At 56.0% G+C, this 16,888-nt stretch carries 15 protein-coding genes and 1 pseudogene; 5 read left to right on the top strand and 11 right to left on the bottom strand.

The window, feature by feature from the left end; genetic code table 11:
• Positions 1 to 16: 16 nt before the first annotated feature.
• Positions 17 to 1,318 carry a dicarboxylate/amino acid:cation symporter gene (locus V5735_RS19260; RefSeq protein WP_423746655.1) on the bottom strand — a complete coding sequence of 434 codons (1,302 nt, stop codon included), beginning with the start codon at positions 1,316 to 1,318 and terminating at the stop codon, positions 17 to 19.
• 472 nt (positions 1,319 to 1,790) lie between these two features.
• Between V5735_RS19260 and V5735_RS19265 the strand changes: the two genes are divergently transcribed.
• The gene (locus V5735_RS19265) at positions 1,791 to 2,489 is read left to right on the top strand and encodes a haloacid dehalogenase type II (protein WP_423746656.1); all 699 of its coding nucleotides are present in this window, start codon (positions 1,791 to 1,793) and stop codon (positions 2,487 to 2,489) included.
• A gap of 38 nt (positions 2,490 to 2,527) precedes the next feature.
• Here the strand turns inward: V5735_RS19265 and thyX are convergent.
• The 3 genes and pseudogenes from thyX to V5735_RS19280 all read right to left on the bottom strand — a co-directional run.
• Positions 2,528 to 2,918, bottom strand: a pseudogene (gene thyX / locus V5735_RS19270) (FAD-dependent thymidylate synthase); the annotation flags it as partial.
• Between the two features lie 1,038 nt (positions 2,919 to 3,956).
• Entirely contained in the window at positions 3,957 to 4,181 is a 225-nt protein-coding gene (locus tag V5735_RS19275) for a type II toxin-antitoxin system VapC family toxin (RefSeq protein ID WP_423746720.1), read from the bottom strand.
• Between the two features lie 217 nt (positions 4,182 to 4,398).
• Positions 4,399 to 4,752: an HTH domain-containing protein gene (locus V5735_RS19280; RefSeq protein ID WP_423746657.1), complete on the bottom strand. Its 354-nt coding sequence runs from the start codon at positions 4,750 to 4,752 to the stop codon at positions 4,399 to 4,401.
• A gap of 250 nt (positions 4,753 to 5,002) precedes the next feature.
• Between V5735_RS19280 and V5735_RS19285 the strand changes: the two genes are divergently transcribed.
• Positions 5,003 to 5,245 (top strand): hypothetical protein, encoded by a 243-nt coding sequence (locus tag V5735_RS19285; protein WP_423746658.1) that lies wholly within the window; start codon positions 5,003 to 5,005, stop codon positions 5,243 to 5,245.
• A gap of 340 nt (positions 5,246 to 5,585) precedes the next feature.
• Here V5735_RS19285 and V5735_RS19290 read toward each other — a convergent pair whose 3' ends face one another.
• Complete coding sequence (locus V5735_RS19290; protein ID WP_423746659.1) at positions 5,586 to 7,520, bottom strand: hypothetical protein; 1,935 nt, start codon at positions 7,518 to 7,520, stop codon at positions 5,586 to 5,588.
• Between the two features lie 686 nt (positions 7,521 to 8,206).
• Between V5735_RS19290 and V5735_RS19295 the strand changes: the two genes are divergently transcribed.
• From V5735_RS19295 to V5735_RS19305, 3 genes are read left to right on the top strand one after another with little or no spacing between them, the layout of a single operon-like run.
• Positions 8,207 to 8,896, top strand: coding sequence for a flavodoxin domain-containing protein (locus tag V5735_RS19295; protein WP_423746660.1), 690 nt, complete (start codon positions 8,207 to 8,209; stop codon positions 8,894 to 8,896).
• Between the two features lie 6 nt (positions 8,897 to 8,902).
• A complete protein-coding gene (locus tag V5735_RS19300; RefSeq protein WP_423746661.1) occupies positions 8,903 to 9,343 on the top strand; it encodes a DUF6653 family protein in 441 nt (146 codons plus the stop codon).
• Between the two features lie 52 nt (positions 9,344 to 9,395).
• Positions 9,396 to 9,605: an SWIM zinc finger family protein gene (locus V5735_RS19305; RefSeq protein WP_423746721.1), complete on the top strand. Its 210-nt coding sequence runs from the start codon at positions 9,396 to 9,398 to the stop codon at positions 9,603 to 9,605.
• Positions 9,606 to 10,027: 422 nt separating this feature from the next.
• Here V5735_RS19305 and V5735_RS19310 read toward each other — a convergent pair whose 3' ends face one another.
• From V5735_RS19310 to V5735_RS19335, 6 genes are all read right to left on the bottom strand, one after another.
• Positions 10,028 to 10,243, bottom strand: a complete 216-nt coding sequence (locus V5735_RS19310) for a hypothetical protein (RefSeq protein ID WP_026178006.1) — start codon at positions 10,241 to 10,243, stop codon at positions 10,028 to 10,030.
• Between the two features lies 1 nt (position 10,244).
• Positions 10,245 to 10,706 (bottom strand): universal stress protein, encoded by a 462-nt coding sequence (locus tag V5735_RS19315; protein ID WP_007981514.1) that lies wholly within the window; start codon positions 10,704 to 10,706, stop codon positions 10,245 to 10,247.
• On the bottom strand, positions 10,707 to 12,350 hold the full coding sequence (locus V5735_RS19320; protein ID WP_423746663.1) for a VC_2705 family sodium/solute symporter: 1,644 nt from the start codon (positions 12,348 to 12,350) through the stop codon (positions 10,707 to 10,709).
• Positions 12,347 to 12,775, bottom strand: coding sequence for a DUF4212 domain-containing protein (locus V5735_RS19325; RefSeq protein WP_423746664.1), 429 nt, complete (start codon positions 12,773 to 12,775; stop codon positions 12,347 to 12,349). The genes V5735_RS19320 and V5735_RS19325 overlap by 4 nt, the downstream gene beginning before the upstream one ends.
• A 55-nt stretch (positions 12,776 to 12,830) precedes the next feature.
• Complete coding sequence (gene acs / locus V5735_RS19330; protein ID WP_423746665.1) at positions 12,831 to 14,828, bottom strand: acetate--CoA ligase; 1,998 nt, start codon at positions 14,826 to 14,828, stop codon at positions 12,831 to 12,833.
• 167 nt (positions 14,829 to 14,995) lie between these two features.
• Positions 14,996 to 16,828 (bottom strand): bacterio-opsin activator domain-containing protein, encoded by a 1,833-nt coding sequence (locus V5735_RS19335; protein WP_423746666.1) that lies wholly within the window; start codon positions 16,826 to 16,828, stop codon positions 14,996 to 14,998.
• Positions 16,829 to 16,888 lie beyond the last annotated feature (60 nt).

Below are 16,888 nucleotides of genomic sequence, written 5' to 3' on the forward strand. Positions count from 1 at the left end.
AGAGAAATCTAGGGCCTCAATCCGAGGTAGCTAGTCCGGTTTCTCCAGCAGTCTCGTCGTCGGTCCAGACCCCTGTAGAAAAGTCAATAGCATCGTTCCATTTTGCTGCAAGGGTGGCCACAGCGAGATCGCCAGTGACGTTATTCATCGTGGCTATTCGTCCCAAGATTGGGTCGACACCAGCGACAAATCCGACGACAGTTAGTGGAAGACCAACGGATTGGAGGACGACAGTCAGCATAATCAGGCCCGCTCCGGGTACACCTGCAGTCCCAATTGAAACGAGAACGACGGTAACAAGGAGAGTGACCTGATCACCGAGGCCGAGGTGGACCCCAAAGAGGTTCGCAGCGAAGACAGCAGTAATCGCCTGTCGAATCGCCGCACCATCCATATTGATAGTTGCGCCAAGCGGAAGTGAGAACCCATACAACGATTCATCGATCTTGAGGTCGTCTTCCGCGTTCTGCATAGTTACAGGAAGCGTACCAGTTGAGGACCGGATACTGAATGCAGTTACCATCGCATCTTTTGCACCCCGGAGAAACTTGATCGGATGTTGCCCGAGACCGAGCATCGTAATGAGACCGAGATAGGTAATCGAAATCTGAAGAAGAGTTCCAAGGGCAACCGCAGCAACCAGCATTGCAAGACTTTCGATGGCGCCGAGACCGTGTGTTGCCATCGAGGTCGCTAGAAGCGCAAATACGCCGATAACACCGTACTCCATAACTCCCCAAACGACAGTAAAAAGGCCCTCAACGATACCATCGACGATTTCAAAGAACGTCTTGATTCCATCATGGACATGCTCAGACTCGGTAGAGTCGCGGGCGATAGCAAGGCCGAGACCGAATACAAGTGTGAAAAAGACGATAGAAAGAACATCCCCGTTTCCAAATGCTGCGACAGGATTCGTGGGAACGATATTCAGAAAAACCTCCCCAAGTGATGGTGGCGATGCGGATTGAGCTTTCCCGCCAGTGAATTGGACACCTGTTCCCGGATTTAATATGTTTGCAACGACAAGACCAAGAGAACCAGCGATGGCGGTCGTTACAAGATACAGCCCAACGACACTCCCACCAATCCGGCCGAGTTTTGCAGGCGTTAGTTGTTTAACACCACTGAGGAGTGTGAAAACAATGAGGGGGACAACCAACATTTTCAGGAGTCGAAGAAATAACGCCCCCAATGGCTCGAGTGCGGCGGCGGGCTTTCCGACAATGAGACCGAGCAAGCCGCCAAGTATGAACCCGACAGCAATACGATAAACAAGTGGAACTGACCGGTATCGATTCCAAAGGGAATTACTCATCGCTCCTATCGCTAGAGGACGGAGTAAAGTACATTCACAGAATGCGGAGATTCGTGACGGAACCCTTGTCAGTAGTACTTCAACCATTTGTACCAACAACCGGGATATCTCTGGGCCGTTAACGCTCTGGCTGGACTACACTGTCGTCATAGATAGCGGCAATCGTCTATACATCGAGTTGTGAAGTCGATTGAAACGCAGATTCATGGAACGGACGATGTTTCCCGACGCTGTAGAAACGCGCACAATGAGAATCTCGATGTGGATCGCATTCTCTGCTGGTCGCCATCGAATTGCCGTATACGGTAGTAAAGGGTTCGCGCCGACAACGTCGTACTCGACTTGTTCTGAGGTGACATCCCTCATGCTCTCGCAGATTGGACAGAAGATCGCTGCTCATGAGGTGTTACAGATGATAACTGTTCTTCATCTGTGAATAACTGTTATCCTCTATCTTCGGTATACCACTGGCATGAACTCGTTTGATGCAGCTCGCGTTGAAACAGTCTTGGTGGACTCGTATAGCACACTCGTCGACATGCGTTCGTTAGAGGATGCACTCGCCGAGTATACTGATAAAGCACGAGAAGCTGCTACAATCTGGTTCCAACGATCGAAGATCTACGGGATTACTGCCACTCAGTTCGAGGAATTCCGCCCTTGCAGAGAGAAATACCGTCACTCGCTCAAGTATGCGCTTCAATCAGTGGGTGCATCTGTTTCTCCAACAGACCAAGAGGAAATCCTCACTGCCCTCGATCGACTGACTGTCTTTGATGACGTTCGCACTGGACTCAAACGTCTCACTGACGATGGCTATGATGTCTACGTGCTCTCGAATGGTGATCTGGACATGCTTGCGACGTTAGTTGATCACACCGAAATTGACGACATCATCTCGGGAACAATCAGTGCCTCGGAGATTGGACTCTACAAACCAGATCAACGATTGTATCGACATGCTGCTATCCGAACAGAGACTCCTATCACAGGACTTGCGCATGTGACTGCCTCGTGGAATGATGTGCATGGTGCGATGCAATCTGGAATGCAAGGAGTGTGGCTCAATCGAAGAGGAACAGAGTGGGAAGCGTTTTTGGATGAGCCGCATCTAACCGTCGAAAGCTTCCACGAGTTTGGTGACATTCTCGATGTGGAGTCTAATAATTAGGAATTTTGATTAGGGTGCCAATCGGTTCTTCCGCCCCTAATCCTGTTCGCATCCGTCGCTGAGGGTGGTGTCAAAACCATCGCTCCCGCTTCCACATCCACAAGATCAACCTCATCGAAGGCAACGTACCGCATTGATTGGACGTCGAAGCTAACGTGGCGATGGCGAGTAAGTTGAGCCATGCACGCCTGGCTCATCCCTTCAGCTGCAAACGTTGCAGAAGGGTGTTCGAACGGTCCATAGTGGCCGTATTGGAGCAAATGAGCGATGAGGGTCCGTTTCTTCTCCTCGATGGTTTCTCCGTCGACACTTGCCATCGTCTCTTTTGAGGGAGAGACCAGCGTTGAACTCACTCATGTAGTCGTTCCGTGCGCCACTGCAGATGAGTTCCTCCGGATTCTCGGTTGCTTCGAGTAATTGGACGTTCATACCAAAGAGAGGTGGGTACTCCATCAAAATACTGTGGCTTAGAATCCCAAAAGAAACAAGTTGTAGACGGGTCGGGTTGCATTCGAGCGAAGCGTCTATTCCTCGGAAATCCACCAGATAACCACCCACGAACTCAATTTCCCCCGTTCTAACGTACCTCTCTCGTGAAGCTCCTCGAGCCGCTGATGCACTGATTGACGTTTCATCCCGACCGTCTCCGCCACCCACCGGGCGGTCACGGCAGGAACCTCGGACGCACGAACCACTCGAAGAATCTTGTCATCACTCGTTTGCTCCGCAAATCGTCTCTGCTCGTCGCGCTTACTCTCGTTTGCAGTCATAGCCCATAACACTATTTTTGGGCCATTCGTCCACCCTAATTGATTCAGCGTTGATAACGAGGTTAGTATTTCATACTAACTCCGAACACCTTCCAAATCCCGGTAACTGTATCCGATATTAGCCCTCACGTGTTTCCCCGGCAAACGTCCCAATTACTTATCCGTATTGATGCCTGCTACACTACATAATGCAACCCCCAGATACTCAGCAATCACAGTCGGAAATCTCCGACAATCTCCCAGCTATCGATTGTAATGCGTGCCAATCTGCTCTCGACCCTGATAGCCAGCAAGCCGTGTCATTTCTCCTCCTGGATCAGCTTCGAATTCCTGTGCTCAGTTGTGATGACCATCTCGAACAGTTTACGTCGATCTGTGGACTCACCTCTGACGACACAGCGACGCTTCTCCACCATCGACCAGCCGGGGGTATCTCATGTCCTGGCTGTCGTTTCGCATCATATTCTGCAGCCCAATCCCTCGTCCCAGTCCAAGACGGGGCAATCGTACCCATTGCATGTCCAGAACATCAGTCAAAGATTATTCAGCGATTCCAGACAGGGCTTCAGACCCACCAACAGCTAACGTCTGGTCTCGGTACGACTACCGGCTCTTTACTGTGAATTCTAGTGAGGCCACCGAGACCAAGAATACAGTGATAATAGCGAATGGGTTATTCTTGCACTCCTAACCAAACTCACTCTGGAAAGTGAATATCAGCAGGCACACGAGTCAGCCCAAGCGTCGTGAAATCTCGGTCAAAGGCAAAGATATGGTCGATATCGTACTCATGAGCAAGTACCGCACTCGTGTGATCAACAAACGAAATCTGCTGGTCGTCATAGCGCTCGAACTCATCACACGCCGCCGCAAACACACCCTCCCCTACAGGGAGAATATTGAAACTCTCCGAACGCCGAATCGTCTAAAGCACATCCACCGCCGTCTTGTGGTTGACCCTCCGAGTGGTGAGCGTGGCTAACTCCGAGAGCACATACCGACTCGTGAACAACGGCTGATACGGAATCGCTTCACGACGAAGCGCATCGAATACGGATTGAGCAGTCTCGTGCCGCCCAGCACGGGTGTTCACCCACGCAAAGAACGCCCCCGTATCGATGAACAAGGGCTGTGGTTGTTCACTCATCGCCACCGTAGAGAATATCGTCGATCTCGTCTTCCTCGACTGGCTCACCAGCAGTTGGCTTCAGCGACCAAAATGGATCGTCTGCATTGATTCCGCTCGGGTCCGCTGTATCCTCGTCGATCCACCAAATGACTGCCCCCGCACCAACCTTCCGACGTTCGATCAGTCCCTGCTCATGCAGTTGAACGAGTTTCTGGCGGGCTGCTTCTGAGGAGCAATCCAGTCGCTCACTCAGTTCCTTTGCCGTGACGACCGGGTCACTGGCTTCACGCATCGCCCGAAGGACGGCGTCGAGGGTGAGTGTCTGGACGTACCGGCCAGTATCTCGGTTCCTTTCTCGGCTCATACTCACCCCTAGTATTTCGACCGGTGTAATCCTATTGGTGCGAAGCAAGAGGACAAGCTTTATTACCATTTGGTACGTAGCAATTGGTAAGGAAGAACGGTGCCCTCGGGCGTGTGTAGAAACGCGCACAGACCGAACAGTTTTCCTTCGACGTCGATGCCCCCGGACTCTCGGAGTCGCCAACGAGAGCCACGAGAACCCCGCAGAGCACCAGTACACTGTCTCCATCGACGACGTGACTCACGAACTGATGGCCTGCACGTGCCCGCACCACGTCCACCGGAACGCCTTCTGCACACACATGGCCGCCGTCGAAAACGCAACCGAAGAGAAAACGCTCGATGCATTCCCGTCTGAGGACGACGAAGACGAGCGTATTAGTGGCCCGTACACGGGCTACGACACGTACGGCACCGTCGATCACACCTACTGGACGTGTGAAGACTGTGGGGCGGAAGCCACTCGGAAAGACGCACTCACCGACTGTTGCTAACCCCGTCTTCTTTTTCATTTATGTCACGCCAATCAACTCTGTCCAATGTTGCCCAGCGAACGCTAACCGAGTGTGCAGATACGACCGAACGCGACAACACACCGACTAACCGCGATTTGCTTGACCGTGCCCAACAGCATACCGCGGACGTCGCCGACAGTGAGGGCGGATAATACGCTGTTGAAAAAACAGATCGGAATCAGTTTTCTTTTATAAACACTGTCCAGAACTGATCGGCTCTTGATCGTCACTGATAGTATTGGATTGGCTGTTGTTTGCAAGTGGGGTGAGCATAATGGCCACTATGGATCCGGCCTGTCTCAACCCCGTTCACCTGATACTACCACGGGGGGTTAGTATAGCCACCAATTGAGTCGGCCTTTTCGGTAGCCCAGTCAGTGGTAGGTGCTCCACCTAGTCCGAAATCACTCCGAATAAGTGGATCGAGCAGATTGCCCCCTGGTTCTCCTATAGCAAACGGACCCGGAGGGTTGAACCGGGGACTCCCGAAATCACTCTGAGCAAGTGGGTCGAGCAAATTACCCCCCGGGTCCCCTATAACATTTATATTCGGAGGACGGACACGAGGACGAATAAGTGGGTTACCGAACCCTTGAGATATGAAAGTGCCAGATGGAGACAGGAAATTATTTGGACTGAAGGTTAAAGTAGGGGCTGGGGAAGCGGGTGGATTGATAACTGGTGATGGGAAATTGGGTAGAGGGGTAGTTGTAGATGGGAATCCAGTTTGAGTAGTGGTTGTCTCGGGCGGCCCGGTGGTTGTCGGTTTCTCGGGCGGCTCGGTGGTTGTCCATGTGGTCTCGGGTTGTTCGGGGGTTGTGATGCAGGAGAGGTTGTAAGTTGGCGTATCACTAATCGTGTAATTGAGAGTGTAATTAGTAGACTCTCCAGTCGCCGAAGTACTCACCACAGAGATGCTTTCAAGAGCAGATTTCGTAGAAGAATCCGTTGTTTTACTAGCGGAGTCCACAACCTGATTAGAGTCATTTGTGAGGGTGTATGCTGCACCTGCATCTACTGCATTGGTGTCTTCGTATGGCGCTCCGACAAGAATTTCATCTTGGTCTAATGACATGGATACCCCAAAGGCAGTATATCGAGCTCCACCACTAGGTGTAAACGCATTTTCTGTATCTTTCACCCATTTTCCTTCCTCTCTTGATATCGCGTACACAACGTCGTCTTCTTTTAGGCTGGCACTAATAAGAGCTGTATCTCCTTTGAGCGCGATTGAGTGCCCAAATAAAGCGTTAGGGGCACAACTTTGCAGCTGAGCGGTTAATTTCCAATCTTTTTCAGACTGCGTGAATTCATAAACTTCAGCAGCAGTCTCAGAGGAGGCAGTAGCAGGAGCACCAACCAATAATCTTCCTCCAGAGATGCTCACTTCGGCACCAAATTTAGCCCAAGGTTTAGGATTTTCAGGTGTAAGCTCCGCACTTTGCTTCCAAGTGTCTCCTTGCTTCGTGAAGACATAGGCGGCGCCAGAAGAGGGCTCACTAGTGTTAGTAGCGGGTGCACCAACTACTGCAGTATTTTCGCTAATATCTACAGAAAATCCAAACTGACCAGTCTTACCTTCTGGAGCCAACTTCGCTTGTTGACTCCAATCTCCTCCCTGCTTGGTAAATATATATCCTGCGCCAGGGAGAGCCTTGTCCTCTCCAGCATCTGATTTAGTATTCGAAGATGTAGAAGTGACTGATGGGGCACCAATAACTGCCGTGTTATTCTCTACCGAAGTAGAATATCCAAAACCCTCGAGTTGGACACTATCTGTGGATGCTATCTTATTCGTCAGAGTGAATCCGGACTCTCCCTCTGCAAATTCATAAACGGCTCCAGAGAAATCACTTTCAGCACTAGCAAAGGGTGCTGAAATGAGGACTTGGTTATTATCTGATGAAACTGAATAACCAAAAAAGGAATAGTCTTGATTTTCTGGGTCAGTTAACTGCTGTGACCCCGCCCACCCACACTCTTCCTTCAGGTAGACATAGACCGCTCCAGAAAAGACATTTTCACTGCCAGCGGTAGGTCCTCCTACGAAGGCTCTATTTCCAACGAGTTCAGTTGCTTTCCCAAATTGCCATCCGTAACCTGCCACTGGAAGGATCTTTTGATCTGGTATCCACTGTTGCGCGCAGGCGGCTCCAATTCCCGTGAAACCTCCTACAGCAAGGGTTGATGCACCGATTGTTTTCAGCGCGCTTCGCCTGGTAAACTCCCCGGTCTGATTTTCGTGTTCGTCCATAGTTGAGCTCCGTGCCTCATTGCGTTTCTCTCGAAAGAGAGCGACCAGCTTGACAGACATAAAGAATGAGTTGCTGAAGTACCGGGGGAAGGCAGACTAACTCGTTATCTCAGTGCTAGTAGAATGTCTCGAAAGAAGTATCAGAGTTAATTTATTACTATGGTATGAAATACCCCCTGTCAGTCACCCACACACATTATTTTATAGATAATCTGTGAGGAAATGATGGATCTGCTTACCAACTCCTTCACCCAGCTCAAGTCTGAATCTGATAAATCCGGCAGGCGAATCGAAAGCACGGCTGCCGATTAAGCTATTGCATAGTCCCAGTCGAAAGTCTGGCTTACCGATAATGACTACCAGACGCCACTCTAATAGATCGAAGATATCTCAATAAGGCGACCCACTCACAGACTTTGTTATCCACGCCGTAGCCCGCTAAGATGACCTTGACTACCGCATCAGCGAGAGGACATAACTCGTTCTCGCTCTAGGACCGTCTCCCACGTCTGCTGGCAGGAGACTTCCCCGAAGACCCATGCGTCCTAGCGGAGGTCAAAGTCTTGGTTCAGTAGAGGGGGAATCTTCATCAAACACGTCTCAAAGATCAGTCCGAGACGTAGTGGGCTCGCTCATAGAGAAAGTCAGGTAACTTATTTTGGGCCTCGTGACGTACATCTGTCACCATGACTTCGATCCTCATCGCGTATGGAACCGGCGAGGGCCAAACAAAGAAAGTGGCCGAATACATCGACTCGATCCTCGTGGAGCAGGGATTCGACGTGACAACTACCCACGTGTCCGAGGCTTCCGACATCGCTGTAAGTGAGTTCGATGGGGTGTTAATCGGTGCCTCGGTTAATAACCGTACGCACCAACCGGAGGTACTAGCGTTCGTCGAGCGCTACAACCAAGCGCTGGCTGACCGCCCATCGGGATTCTTCCAGTTGTCGCTGGCGTCCGCCGCCTCGTTGGAGTGGGCTCGGGAAGGGGCGGCGGACTACGTCGAGAAGCTTGAAGGGACGACCGGCTGGCATCCCGATCGAGTAGGCCTGTTCGCAGGCGCCCTCAAGTACACGCAGTACGACTTCAAGATGCGCTGGCTCTTCAAATTGGCCGCGCTCGCATTTGGCCTTGGTACTGATACGTCGCGTGATTACGAGTACACAGACTGGGACGATGTCGAACGCTTCGCAACATCGTTTGGAGAATTCGTCGAGAGTGAACGGCCTCCGTCCCGCCATGGCAGGACGATCCAGAGCACCGTTCGAGACACCGTCGGACGTCGCGGTGTTGCCCTTTCCCTGGCGATTGGTCTCGCCGGAGCCATCTACCTCGTGTCCCGGCGACACCGGGAGACCGATCCGCGTCAATAAATCAGTATGCAAAACATGCTCGACAGGACTGAGGAAGTACTCTGGTCGCGCCATGCAAACCCAATGAGTGGATGGACCCGGGTCCCGACCGGAGCTGTCCTCGTCTACGCCGTTTATCAACGAGACTGGCGACTCCTCCTCGCGGGATTGCTTTGGGCCGCGATCAACCCGTTTCTCTTCTCGCCGCCGGAAACGGACGATGCGTGGATGACTCGAGGCGTTCTCGCCGAACGCTGGTGGGTACGCGAGGAGGAAAGAGGGACCATGGGAGTCACTTACCCCAATATCTGCAATACGGTCGGCGCAATGGTTTTCCTCTACGCGTTCGTCGCCGCGTGGAGACGACGGCCAACAGGTGCCGCTGTGGCTACGGTGGTAGCCAGCGGGCTGAAACTCTGGTGGATCAGCGTTCTCGTACGACGGTTCGATTCAGCCCAAAAACCGTAATCTACCGTCCAATTCGAAGAGCGGGGGCTCGTAAGGGAAGTCGCTCGACCTGCTGGCCTGCACGTGCCCGCACCACGTCCACCGGAACGCATTTTGCAAACACATGGCCGCCGTCGAGAACGCAACCGACGACGGAACACTCGATGCGTTCCCCTCCGAGGATGACAACGAGACCGAACCAGACGACTGTGACTGTGACGACCTCGGTGGCTTCCCGTGCTGGCCGTGCGTGCGAACGGGACGAAAAGAACTACCGAACTAACCACCGCGTCAGTCGTTCGTAGCTATCTTTTTGAGATTACTGATCCGATCCTCGATTGACGGATGTGTCTCGATGAGCGCTCGCAATCGACCATGCTTGGTTAGAAATGCCGATGTGACCACGTATCTACACACGAAGTGCCAGCTCCTCCTTTCAGCACTGACTGCAAGAACTTCACGACAGGACAGAGATTCGATACAGGTAGCCAGTCAGACAGAAGGACGTTTCTTTGGCGTGTACCCTGACCGTTGCAGCCAGTGAACTGTCTACGCAGACGGTGACCGACTGCGAGCGACTGTGCCATCGACTAACAGCGGCCGTGTCTGGAGCGCTACGAAGACGCATTTGGCGAAGCGTAGCCGTCAGAACGGACGTATCAGACGAAGATTGAATCGTTCACTCCATGGAAAACCGAGACTGGGTCACTGGGCGTCTCGCGCACTCTCCAGCGACGCGAAGAATCCGAAGTACGCGACGACACCTGCGAACAGTGACAAGTGGTACGCCCACGTCGGTGCCGGAAGCGCATCGAACAACGCCGAGACGACGGCAACCCAGATTACTGCGAACGCGAGATCAACGACCATCCCGGACCGATGCTCGCGGACATGGTCTAGAACGGTGCCGGTGAGCGACACGTTACTCGGCCTCCCGTTCGTCCACGACCAATACCGACCGATGGGTAGACCGGAGCACGCGCTCGGTGACGCTTCCGAGTAGCATTCGCTCGATGCCGCTACGGCCGTGACTTCCCATCACGATGAGGTCGACATCGTGGTCGCTCGCGACGTTCGCAATAACTCGGTGGGGTTGGCCGCCACGGAAGTGTTCTGCAACGTCGATACCGCGTTCGCGGCCTCGCTCGGCGACGTATCGGGTCGCGTCGCGGGCGCGTGCTTCGAGGTCGTCCATCTCGCCGAATCGACCGGCACGAATGCGGTCGACTTGCTCGGTTCCGAGGGTCACGTCCACAGCATCTGTATCCACGACGTACAGCGTCTCAACCGCGGCGTCGAATTTCTCCGCGATGGCGAGTGCTTCGTCGACCGCTCGTTCTGCCGTGTCGCTGCCGTCCGTGGGAATGAGGATGCGTTCGTACATTCAGTCGTCCCCCGAAACCGGACCGTTGGAGGCCAAAACCACGTCTTCGGCACTCTGTTGTTGCCCCATCGGTTCGGGGCTGTGACACTGCCGAACGATGCGTTTGATGCGTTCTGGTGGCTCGTCGGTCACCAGTGAGACCGCGATGGTGACGGCGAACACAATGGGCGTTCCAGCGAGCGCAGCACCGACCGCCGGGAAGACGTCGGCGTAGAGGGGCACGACTGGGCCCGCGTCGGTGGCGAAGATGAGTTCGTTGAACACCGCGGCAGTCCAGATGAGGAGTCCGGTCGTCATTCCGGCGAGCGCGCCCTGTCGATTGGCGTTCTCCCACCAGAGGCCGAGGAAGAACATCGGGAATAATACGAGTCCGGCGAGCGAGAACGCGAGTGCGACCAGTTCACCGACTAGTGCCGGTGGGTTGAGCGCCGTGACGGTCACGATAGCACCGAGAGCGATAATGGTGAGACGGCCAATGATGAGTTGTTGGCGCTGTGTCGCGTCGGGGTTGATGATGTTCGTGTAGATGTCGTGGGCGGCCGCCGACGAGGCGGCGATGAACAGGCCTGCGGTCGTCGCGATGGCGGCGGCGATACCGCCTGCGGCGACGAGACCGACGAACCACGTCGGGAGGTTCGCGAGTTGCGACGCGAGGACGACGATGACGTCGCCTTCCGCGCCGCTCATGCCGCTGGCGCCGTAGACGGGGCCAACCGACTTGGCGTAGAGGTCGGTGCCGAACGCCGCGAACGCGGGGGCGCTCAGATAGAGCAGGCAGATGAAGAACAGCCCCCATACGGTGGACCAGCGGGCCGTTCGCTCGCTCTCGACGGTGTAGAAGCGGACCAGCACGTGGGGTAGTCCACAGGTGCCGACGATGAGCGAGAACGCAGTCGCAATCCAGAGGTAGTAACTACCGCTGCTGAACGGTTCCGTGAACTCTGAGTTGAGCGAATTCAGCATCGCGCCGTACTCGATTTGCGGCAGGAACGTCGAGTAGCCCTGCGTGTAGCCAACGACGTAGAGGCCCGCGAGGAACGCGACGATGAGGATGACGTACTGGACGGCCATGTTCTTCGTCGCGCCGAGCATCCCCGACAGCGCGAGGTAGCCGACGGTGATACCCATCATCAAGACGACCATCGTGGTGTAGTCGCCGCCGAAGACGTAGATGCCGACGAGTCCCATACCGCGGGCTTGGCCGACCGAGTAGACGAAGCCGATGAGAATCGTCGTCAGCGCGCCGATGGCGCGCGCGGTGTCGGAGTTGAATCGGTCGCCGACGAAGTCCGGCGCGGTGTACTTTCCGAACCGGCGCATCTGGGCGGCCATGAAGATGAGCAAGACGAAGTAGCCCGTCGACCAGCCGATGACGAACGCGAGTCCGTAGTAGCCCGACAGCGCGATGAGTGCGGCCATCCCGAGGTATGACGCTGCGGACATCCAGTTGGCACCGATAGCCATGCCGTTCTCGACGTTCCCGATGGAGCGACCGGCGACCCAGAGGTCGTCGGTGTCGGTCACGCGGAAGGCGTATCCGATTCCGAGGAACAACAGCAACATCCCCGTGACCATGATGGCGGGGATGATTTTGAACGAGGCGTTCAGTGCGTCCGGGAGCAGGTTGAGCGGCGTCAGCATCATTGTTCGGTCCCTCCGTCGGAGGCGACTGCCTCGGCGTCGCTCGCAGTTTGGGTCGTCGAGTGTTCGATACCATACTTCTCGTCCAGTTGGTCACGCTTGCGCGCGTAGACGAACGAGAGGATGAGTGCACCGAGCGGGGACCCCGTCGCGGTCAGGAAGTAGTGTAACGGAAAGCCGAACACGGTGATGCTCGTCATGAGGTCTGGCGCGAGATACGTTGCCGTCACAGGGGCGAAGACAACGAGCACCCACGCTGCGAACATCGTCCACACGATCTTCAGGTGGTCCCGCATGAACGGGGTCGATGGCTTGAAGATGTTGACGCGGGCGTCGAGGTAGTCGGTGGTTCCTCGGTCGGTAGCGACACCGCCGTCTGTCTCTATTTCGGCACGTTGCTCGTCACGTCGTGAGGTTTCATCTGTCATGGTGTGGTCTCGTCTATCATCGTCGTGTTCTGAACGTCGTTTTCGTTCGAATCGTTTAGTCATCCGATACTGACGCCGCGATGTCCTCGACGACGTCGGGATTCCGCAGGGTCGAGGTGTCGCCCAGTTCATCGTTGTTGGCGATGTCCTCCAAGAGGCGGCGCATAATCTTCCCAGAACGAGTTTTGGGGAGTTCGGGCGTGAACACAACCGATTCGGGGCGTGCGATCGGCCCGATGGCGTCTTCGATGCCGCCAACGACGCGCAACCGGAGTCCGTCGCCTCCTTCGTATCCCTCTTCGGTGATGACGTAGGCGTAGACGACTTCGCCTTTCACCTCGTGGTCGCCGCCGACGACGGCGGCCTCCGCGACACCCTCGACGCCGACGATCGCCGACTCGATTTCCATCGTCCCGAGGCGGTGCCCGGAGACGTTGATAACGTCGTCCACGCGACCCAATACCGTGATGTAGCCGTCGTCGTCTATCTTCGCGCCGTCCTCTGGGAAGTACACCCAGTCTTCCATGTCGTCGCTATCGGTGTCGGAGTACTCGCGCCAGTATTCGTCGATGTAACGCTCGTCGTTCTTGTATAAGGTTCGCAGCATCCCCGGCCACGGCTTTTGCACCGTGAGGTAGCCCGCACGCCCTGCGTCGACCTGCGTACCGTCGGTGTCTACGATTTGTGCGTCTACACCGGGGAGCGGCGGCCCGGCGCTGCCGGGTTTCATCGTGCCGATGCCGGGAAGCGTCGTGACCATCATGCCGCCGGTTTCAGTCTGCCACCAAGTATCTACAATCGGACATGATTCGTCGCCGATATGTTTGTAGTACCACTTCCATGCCCGCGGGTTGATCGGCTCACCGACCGTCCCCAGCAGTCGGAGCGAGGAAAGGTCGTGTCGGTCGGGATACTCACTCCCCCACTTCATGAACGCTCGAATCGCTGTGGGAGCGGTATACAACTGGTTCGCCTCGTACTCCTCGACGATTTCCCAGAGGCGGTCGCGCTCGGGATAATCTGGCGTGCCCTCGTACATCATCGTCGTGGTGCCGAGTGCGAGCGGCCCGTAGACGATGTAGGAGTGACCCGTAATCCAGCCGATGTCTGCCGAACAGAAGTACGTGTCTTCTGGTTCGATATCCAGCACTGCTTGACTGGTCCACGCCGCCCACGACAGATACCCACCGGTCGTGTGCTTGACACCCTTCGGCTGCCCGGTGGTGCCCGACGTATACATCAGGAACAGCATGTCCTCGGCGTCCCGCTCAACTGGTTCGACCGTCTCGCCCGCTTGTTCGGCGACGAGGTCGGCGTACGTGCGTTGATCGTCTGCGAGGTCGTGGCCGAAGCCGTCGCCGTCGCGGAGGCGCTCTACGACCACAGCATCGGATACGAAGTGCTCGACGCCCGCGAGGCCGTCATTGGCTTTATTGAGGTGGTCGAGCGGGTCGCCGCGACGGTAGTAGCCGTCGCAGGTCACGAGGTACTCCGAGTCAGCTGCGTTCATCCGCGTCGCCAGTGCGTCTGCCGAGAACCCCGCGAACACCACGCTATGGGGTGCGCCGATTCTGGCGCAGGCGAGCATCGCTATCGGAAGTTCCGGAATCATCGGCATGTACATCGTCACGACGTCGTCCTCGCCGACGCCCATCTCCCGGAGCGCAGCCGCGAACTCGTTGACCTCCCGATGCAGGTCCTCGTAGGTGTACGTGCGGTTTCCTTCCTCGAGTGGTTCGCCGACCCACTCGATGGCGGCCTCGTCGCCGTGCTCATCGAGGTGGCGGTCCAAGCAGTTCTCCGAGGCGTTCAGCTTTCCGTCGGTGAACCACTCATAAAATGGCGGATTCGACGCATCTAAGACCTCGTCGTAGCTCTCCTCCCAGTCGAGCAGGTCCGCCGCTTGCTCCCAGCACTCTGGCCAGTTCTCTTCGAACTCCTCGTAGATCGACTTCTCGGAGACGTTCGCCTGTTCGACGAACTCCTCTGGTGGGTCGAACGCTTCTTGTTCTTCAAGTCTCGCTTCCAACTGTACGCCGTCTTCGTCGCTCATGTGCCAAGTTCACAACCCGCACCTTATTACATAAGTGATGGAGCTAACTATACCAATCCGCTCGAATCTTGCACTGAGAGCCCTGTACCGAAAGTTCCCACCAACAACTACCAGATCTAGCCGGAGTATGTTCGTCCGACAGAACCTGCAAGGCTAGACACTTAGTGTCACTCAGTCTCATCCAACGCGGGATCGGTCTCCTCAAAGACGCTGTCGAGGAGTTTCTGTTGTGCCTTCCGGAGGTGGTTATGCAGCGTTGGCGAGGAGACACCCATCGAACTCGCGAGTTCTTCTGCCGTACTCCCGCGCGGCCACTCGAAGTATCCCGCGAGATACGCAGCCCTCAACACCGTTCGTTGGCGCTCCGTCAAGCGGTCCTGCACCGACTGCTGGACACGGACACCACCCTGCGTCGGTACCTCGACCTCGCGCTTCGAACACAAGTCCGTCTCCGGAAACACATCCTCAACTGCTTCGACCACGCTCCGAACGTCGGCGTGTCGTGAGAAGACCCCCGACACGTCGAGCATGCCGGACTGCGCTGAAAGTTCACGGACGTTCCCACCGCGCTCAATCAAAATCGTCGCGAGCGATTCGCCAGAGACGGTGAACTCGAAGAGCGCATCCTCACCGTAGTCACGGATGAGCCGTGCATCTTCGACGGCTTCCGCATCGGTCACACGGTCGAGCACCTCGCTGACGGCAGCCCCACTGGCAGTCACGAAATACAGCAGCGAGTGCTCTTCGATGGGGACCACACCGTCGAGCGAGAATTGACAATCAAGTTCGGCAGACGCGGCGACGAGAAAGATGCTACTGTCCGTACTCCGCAACGAGAGCGCGACACCCGTATCTGTCAAGAGCAATCGCTTGCGCTCGATGGACGTCAATGTCAGTCCGATGCGCCGACCGGCGTCCGCGAGGAGCGTCCGGTCTGCCGACCGAAACGAGTCACCGGCCACACAAACAACACCGTGAACGGTCTCACTCGATTCCAGCGGCGCAACGGCGAAAGAACACCCAGAGAGCACGCCACCGATATCCGCAGCGACCGACGATGCATCCACGACCGTAACGGCACCTGATTCCGCTCCGTCGAGTGCGTCCGTCGCGTCGAGAATCGCACCCGGAACGTCGCTCTCGTCATCGTTATCGGTAGCACCGTCGGTGTCACGTTTGCTGTTGCCGTTTTCGGCGTGGTCGTCGGTAGTTCGCGGCGGCGTGACACTCGCCCGTGTAGCGCCTCGTTCGTCACAGAGCCAGACGCCACGGTACAGGTCCGCGAGCTGGTCACAGGCGGCGGCGCGTACGTCCTCATCGGTAGACGCTTCTGTGAGTGCTCGGCCGAGTGCTTCCATGCACGCGAGGCGGTCAGTGCGTCGCGATTCCGGTGCCGGAATCCGGGAGTCAGGACGACCGGGACGGCCGCGCCTGTGACCGCTCCGAGTCGGTGGTTGAGTGGTGAAGGCGTCGATAATCGTCGCCGTCGTCGGCGTGGGATAGTACTGTGTGAGGCTGTCGAGACGCTTCCAACCGCCGACGGACTGTACGACGCGTGGATCTACGTGCTCCTCAACGAGGTGACGCCACGCGAAATGCTTGCGTAAGTCGCGGCAAGTCACGTCGCAGGGATCATCGACTCGATCGGCGACGTCGCTGACGATCATCTGGACGCGACGCGGTGAGACGGCGATGAACGGGTCTCCTGTGTCGATATCGTTCGCAGCGCGGTACTTTTGGAGGTCGTGGGCGATTGCTCGCGGCACGTATGCCTCGCGAGTCTCGTCGTCGCCTTCGGGCACGGTGAGGAAGAAAAATCGGTCGCCGTCGTGGTCGTGGTCGCAGAGATCGGCCGGCCGAATCCGCGTCAGTTCGGAGGGCCGGAGACCGACGCGTCCGGCGAGCGCCACGATGAGGTCCTCGCGGTAGGTTTCGGTGGCGCGACGGAGACGTTCGTACTCGGTTGTCGTCAGAAACTCGCCGTCTCCATCGCGCGTCATTCTGTTTCGGGTTTTCTGAGACACATGAATAAATATTAGGAATCCATGGCGGCATTCTGT

The organism is Haladaptatus sp. SPP-AMP-3 (genome assembly GCF_049568665.1).
Classification (GTDB): domain Archaea; phylum Halobacteriota; class Halobacteria; order Halobacteriales; family Haladaptataceae; genus Haladaptatus; species Haladaptatus paucihalophilus.

Bases quoted from the DNA above. Each gene is read 5' to 3' on its own strand.
- V5735_RS19260 (WP_423746655.1), bottom strand. From the start codon at position 1,318: ATGAGTAATTCCCTTTGGAATCGATACCGGTCAGTTCCACTTGTTTAT.
- V5735_RS19265 (WP_423746656.1), top strand. From the start codon at position 1,791: ATGAACTCGTTTGATGCAGCTCGCGTTGAAACAGTCTTGGTGGACTCG.
- V5735_RS19280 (WP_423746657.1), bottom strand. From the start codon at position 4,752: ATGAGCCGAGAAAGGAACCGAGATACTGGCCGGTACGTCCAGACACTC.
- V5735_RS19285 (WP_423746658.1), top strand. From the start codon at position 5,003: ATGGCCTGCACGTGCCCGCACCACGTCCACCGGAACGCCTTCTGCACA.
- V5735_RS19290 (WP_423746659.1), bottom strand. From the start codon at position 7,520: ATGGACGAACACGAAAATCAGACCGGGGAGTTTACCAGGCGAAGCGCG.
- V5735_RS19295 (WP_423746660.1), top strand. From the start codon at position 8,207: ATGACTTCGATCCTCATCGCGTATGGAACCGGCGAGGGCCAAACAAAG.
- V5735_RS19300 (WP_423746661.1), top strand. From the start codon at position 8,903: ATGCAAAACATGCTCGACAGGACTGAGGAAGTACTCTGGTCGCGCCAT.
- V5735_RS19315 (WP_007981514.1), bottom strand. From the start codon at position 10,706: ATGTACGAACGCATCCTCATTCCCACGGACGGCAGCGACACGGCAGAA.
- V5735_RS19320 (WP_423746663.1), bottom strand. From the start codon at position 12,350: ATGATGCTGACGCCGCTCAACCTGCTCCCGGACGCACTGAACGCCTCG.
- V5735_RS19325 (WP_423746664.1), bottom strand. From the start codon at position 12,775: ATGACAGATGAAACCTCACGACGTGACGAGCAACGTGCCGAAATAGAG.
- acs (WP_423746665.1), bottom strand. From the start codon at position 14,828: ATGAGCGACGAAGACGGCGTACAGTTGGAAGCGAGACTTGAAGAACAA.
- V5735_RS19335 (WP_423746666.1), bottom strand. From the start codon at position 16,828: ATGACGCGCGATGGAGACGGCGAGTTTCTGACGACAACCGAGTACGAA.